This window comes from Nonomuraea sp. NPDC049695 (genome assembly GCF_040674955.1).
In the GTDB taxonomy this organism is placed as follows: domain Bacteria; phylum Actinomycetota; class Actinomycetes; order Streptosporangiales; family Streptosporangiaceae; genus Nonomuraea; species Nonomuraea helvata.
Window position 1 is genome coordinate 1 of the sequence record NZ_JBFANV010000196.1, and the last position, 4,691, is coordinate 4,691.

A 4,691-nucleotide genomic window follows, 5' to 3' on the forward strand; every position below is an offset into this window, starting at 1 on the left:
GGAACGCCGGACGGGCTTGGGCCATGAGCGCCGGGCTGCAGGGCGAAACCTTCACAGGTCCCGGACGACCACGATGAGACTGGAGACACCTCTGTTGACCACAAGCCGTTCGCGAGGCGCCCTGGCCCACCTCGCCGTCCTACCCGCTGTCGGCGTTACCCTGCTGGTCGCCGTCCTGGTCACCACGGTCGCGTTCGCGACCCCGTCGGACGCCGACACCACCTGGTCGGTCGTTCCGGCCAACGCCGACGGTCCTGACGGCCGCAGCGCCATCGACCTCGAACTCGCCGGCGGACAGCAGGTGGTCGAGCATGTGGCGGTCATCAACCGCTCCACTCAGCCGGTCGACTTCGCCATCGACGCCAACGACGGCTACCTGACCTCCAAGGGCTACTTCGACATGCGACCCTCGGACGTGAAACCGACCGACGGCGGCTCCTGGATAGCGGTTCCCGAGAAGGTGACCATCGCCGCCGGGGCCACCTCCGTCGTGCCGGTGACGGTGTCGATCCCCCAGAACGCGACGCCGGGCGATCACCCCGCAGGCGTGACCGCGTCCCTGGAGACCGTCTCCGGTCAGGTACGGGTCCAGAACCGGGTGGGCGTCCGCCTCAACATCCGCGTCACCGGCGACTATGTGGCCAAGGTGGCGGTAACCGACGTGCAGGCCGAGTACACGGGATCGTGGAATCCCTTCGCCGCCGGATCCGTCGAGGTGACCTACACCGTGGCCAACGTCGGCAACGTCAGGCTGGTCACGGAGAACCGGGTCCTGACGTCCACGCTCGTGGGCGAGAACACCTGGAGTGACCCGTCCGCGGCCAAGACCAGGGAGCTCATGCCGGGCGGCAGCCGCACATTCGTGGCACGGGTGCCCGGCGCCTGGCCGTTGGGTCCCATCGGCACGACGGTCACGGCGATCCCCTCGCCCGCGGGCAAGCCGATCCCGGGCGTCACCGCCCAGCGGATGGCGATCAACACCACGATCTGGGCCCTGCCGTGGCCGCAGCTCGCCCTCCTCGTCCTCCTCGTCCTCGCCCCCTTCGCCATCCGGCTGTTCGCCGCCTGGCGCCGCAGGCGCATCGAGAAGCTGATCATGCTTCACCGCAAAGGCACGCCTCAGGAGGCGTGAGCGCCATCGACATCCGCCTCCAGGAGGTGGCGACCATCAACCGACCCAGGCGACCGGCCCCCGCACAGGGTGCGACGTGGGGCCGGCTTCTCCCCGTGCTCGACGGGCTGAGCCGGGCCATGCCGGCCGACGACACCGCGGGGCCTGCCGCGGTGACCGCCGCCGACGTCGAGACGTGGCAGCAGGCAACCCGCGCCGCCGCAATGGACCCCGCGGTACGGCGACGCGCCGACGCGCTCTTCACCTGGTCGATCGGAGCCACCGCTCTCGACGCCGTGAACATCGACGCGGGCTACGGCCACCAGCACGTGTTCCTACCGACATCACCCGGCGAGGGGGCGCTCACCCCCGACACCGAACCCGAGAGGAGTCACGACTCGTGAACAAGGCACCGGCACACGTCCTCACCGTGCTGCTCACCGTCCTGCTGGCCGGGCTGACGCTGGTGCTCGGCGCACCGGCGGCCTCCGCCCACGGCGGGCCGATCAAGCTGGAGGTGACGGGAGACGGCGCCGACAACGTCAACGTGCTGGTCACGTACAGAAAAGACGGCCATCCCGTCACGGAGATCGTCGAGGCCACGCTGAAGGCGACCTCGGCAGACGGCCGTTCCTTCGGGCCGGTGCCGCTCAGGTCGGCGCCCGAAGGCCAGAACCTCTACCGCTCCGCCGAGCCGCTGCCGAGCGGCGAGTGGCGGGTCACCGTGACCGCGACCGAGCCCTCCAAGGCGAAAGCGACGGTGAAGGTGAAGGCGGGCGTTGTCGCCGCCGCACCCGTAACGGCGACCGCCCCCGCAACGGGCCAGGCGACAGCGGCCGCGCGGAACAAGGCCGCCGCGCCGGCGACCGTGATGGACGACCAAGGCGCGATGGGGACTCCCCTCAAGATCGGCATCATCGTCCTCGTGGCGCTCGTCGCCCTCGCGGCCTGGATCGCCTTCGCCTGGCGGCATCGCATGGGCGTCCGGCGCTGAATTCGGCCGGCCGGGGATTGGCGAATACAACAGGAGAGGGCAACCGACCAGGACCTCGCCCGGGCCGGAAAGGTGGGCTGAGCGACCTCGCTCCGGCCCCTGGCGCGGCCGGCTACCCCGCAGCGCGCGGCGCAGATCGCCGGCATCGCCGGGTCGGCTCGACCGCGACGACGTCGGCGCCCACCGTGACCAGGATGGTGAGCAGTTCGCCATTCCGGCACCGAGGTCGAGCACCCGAGGGCCGGGCTCGAGGGCCGGGCTCGAGCGCCGAACGCACCGCAGCGTGCGCGTGGTCCGGACGCTGCTCGGCGTACACAGCGGTCCGCGGGTGAGGCTTCCGGCGGGGTCTGCCATTTCTGGCCCATGCGGATTAAGATCCACCGTGGGAGAATAGGAGCGAGTCATGGCCCGAGTGCTTGTTCTGACCGGCGATGCGGCGGAAGAGCTGGACTCCATGTACCCCGTCTTCCGGCTCCGGGAAGGGGGTCATGAGGCGATCGTGGCCGCCCCCACCACGCGTGCGGTGAAGCTGGTGGTCCACGACTTCGAGCCCGGCTGGGACGCCTACACCGAGAGGCCCGGCCATCAACTGCCGGTGGATCTCGCATTCGCCGACGTGCGCCCTGAGGACTACCAGGCGCTGGTGATCCCGGGCGGCCGCGCGCCCGAGTACATCCGCACCGATCCCGACGTCGCCCGTGTCGTGCACTACTTCTTCGAGCGCGGCCTGCCGGTGGGCACGATCTGCCACGGCCCGCAGGTGCCGGCGGCGCTTGGCCTGCTGCGCGGCCGTACCACGGCGGCGTTCCCGCCGTTGAGGGCCGACATGGAGATGGCGGGTGCGACCTTCGTGGACGCCCCCGACGTGGTGGACGGCGCGATGGTCTCCTGTCGTGGCTGGCCGGACCTGCCTGAATGGTCGCGTGCGTTCATGCGCGTGCTGGAGGGCGCGAACGTGCCGTTGTGAGGTGGTTCGGTCGTGCTGGCACTGCGCCTGCCGATGATTACCCCCGTCCAGGTCATGGCAGACGATGACGCGTTCAGGTGACGGGCAGCGCGGTGGCCAGCAGCACCACGCCGAGCGAACCCACCAGCGACGCCACCGCCATGGCCCGCGCCAGCCTGGGACGGCCCGCCCCCGAGGCCCAGCCGTGCGCTCCCGCCGCGGCCATGACGGCACAGAACAGCAGCAGTTTGGCGGCCAGGATCCGCCCGTAGCCCGGCTCGGCCAGCGAGGCCCAGGTGACGCCTTTGTGCCAGGCGACGGCCACGCCGGTGACGACCTGCACGGGCAGGAACGCCGCGACGGTGAGCAGGCCGAAGCGGCGGCCGACAGCGGTCAGGACCTGCCCGCGCCGCCGCTCGTCCAGCAGGCGACGGGCGAGAGGCAGCACCACCAGCGACACCGTGAGCTGCCCGCCGACCCACAGCGCGGCCCCGAGCACGTGCAGGAACCGCACCGCCGACCACCACGTCATGACGCTCCTCCCCCGGTCAGGGCCATCTCCAGCACGGGTGCGGCAGGTAACCGCCCTCCTCGCAGATCCTGTCGGATTCTCTCGCCGTAGGCACGGGGACCTTGTTGGGGAAAGAAAGGACTTTGGTCCCTGTTTCCGGCGCGGCGGGAACGGCAGGCTGTCAGGGTGATGTACCAGTACGACGAGTGGCCGGACGAGATGAGTGCACGGCATCTCCAGGAGCTTCCCGAGGCCGAGGCGCTGCGCCTGCTGGCCGGCGTGCCGTTCGGCCGGATTGTCTTCACCCGTCACGCGCTTCCCGCGGTTCGGCCGGTGAACCACCTCGTCGTCGACGGGCAGATCGTCATCCGCTCCACTCCCGGCACGATCCTCAGCACCCACGTGGAGCCGGCGGAGGCCGTGGTGGCTTTCGAAGCCGATGAGCTGGACAGTCATCAGCGCCTGGGCTGGAGTGTGATCGTCACCGGAATGGCACGGCCCGTGACCGACTCGCGGGAGGCGGCCTGGTACAAGGCCATGCTCCGCCCTTGGGTGGAAGGCGAGATGGACCAGGTGATCCGCATCCAGCCTGAGATCGTCACCGGCTTCATGCTGGTTCCCGTCGCGGCCTCGGCCTAGAACGACTGGATCTTGGGGACTTTGGACCCTAGGGGCGCGCGGCGCGAGGAGCTAGCGTCAAGGGCATGATTCGTGTGTTTCTCCTGGACGATCACGAGGTCGTGCGGCGGGGTGTGGCCGCCTTACTGGAGTCCGAGGACGACATCGAGGTGATCGGCGAGGCGGGCACCGCGGAGTCGGCCATCGCCCGTATCCCTGCCTTGGAACCGGATGTGGCGGTGCTGGACGTGCGACTGCCGGACGGCAGCGGCGTGGACGTGTGCCGGGAGGTCCGCTCCCGGATGCCAGGACTCGCCTGCCTGATGCTGACCTCGTTCGCCGACGACGACGCGCTGTTCGACGCGGTGATGGCGGGCGCCTCCGGCTACGTGCTCAAGCAGATCCACGGCTCCGACCTGGTGGGCGCGGTACGCACGGTCGCCTCCGGGCAGTCGCTGCTCGACCCGCAGACCACCGCCGCCATGCTGCAGCGGCTGCGCGACCAGGCGGC

The 4,691-nt window shown here is 70.3% G+C and carries 7 protein-coding genes; 6 read left to right on the top strand and 1 reads right to left on the bottom strand.

Features of this window, described 5'->3' with window-relative positions; genetic code table 11:
* The first annotated feature begins 94 nt into the window (after positions 1 to 94).
* The 4 genes from AB0J64_RS56800 (at position 95) to AB0J64_RS56815 (ending at position 3,072) form a co-directional block, all read left to right on the top strand.
* Positions 95 to 1,132, top strand: a complete 1,038-nt coding sequence (locus tag AB0J64_RS56800) for a hypothetical protein (protein WP_364047007.1) — start codon at positions 95 to 97, stop codon at positions 1,130 to 1,132.
* Positions 1,129 to 1,515 carry a hypothetical protein gene (locus tag AB0J64_RS56805; RefSeq protein WP_364047010.1) on the top strand — a complete coding sequence of 129 codons (387 nt, stop codon included), beginning with the start codon at positions 1,129 to 1,131 and terminating at the stop codon, positions 1,513 to 1,515. The genes AB0J64_RS56800 and AB0J64_RS56805 overlap by 4 nt, the downstream gene beginning before the upstream one ends.
* Entirely contained in the window at positions 1,512 to 2,105 is a 594-nt protein-coding gene (locus AB0J64_RS56810) for a hypothetical protein (RefSeq protein WP_364047013.1), read from the top strand. Before AB0J64_RS56805 ends, AB0J64_RS56810 begins: the two co-directional genes overlap by 4 nt.
* 403 nt (positions 2,106 to 2,508) lie before the next feature.
* Positions 2,509 to 3,072, top strand: a complete 564-nt coding sequence (locus AB0J64_RS56815) for a DJ-1/PfpI family protein (protein WP_364047015.1) — start codon at positions 2,509 to 2,511, stop codon at positions 3,070 to 3,072.
* Positions 3,073 to 3,145: 73 nt separating this feature from the next.
* On the opposite strand, the gene AB0J64_RS56820 is transcribed toward AB0J64_RS56815, so the two are convergent.
* The gene (locus AB0J64_RS56820) at positions 3,146 to 3,583 is read right to left on the bottom strand and encodes a hypothetical protein (RefSeq protein WP_364047018.1); all 438 of its coding nucleotides are present in this window, start codon (positions 3,581 to 3,583) and stop codon (positions 3,146 to 3,148) included.
* Between the two features lie 168 nt (positions 3,584 to 3,751).
* Here AB0J64_RS56820 and AB0J64_RS56825 point away from each other — a divergent pair, with 168 nt between their 5' ends.
* Positions 3,752 to 4,201 (top strand): pyridoxamine 5'-phosphate oxidase family protein, encoded by a 450-nt coding sequence (locus AB0J64_RS56825; protein WP_364047024.1) that lies wholly within the window; start codon positions 3,752 to 3,754, stop codon positions 4,199 to 4,201.
* Positions 4,202 to 4,266: 65 nt separating this feature from the next.
* Positions 4,267 to 4,691: response regulator transcription factor (locus AB0J64_RS56830; RefSeq protein WP_364047021.1), on the top strand; the 425-nt coding region annotated here is incomplete at its 3' end.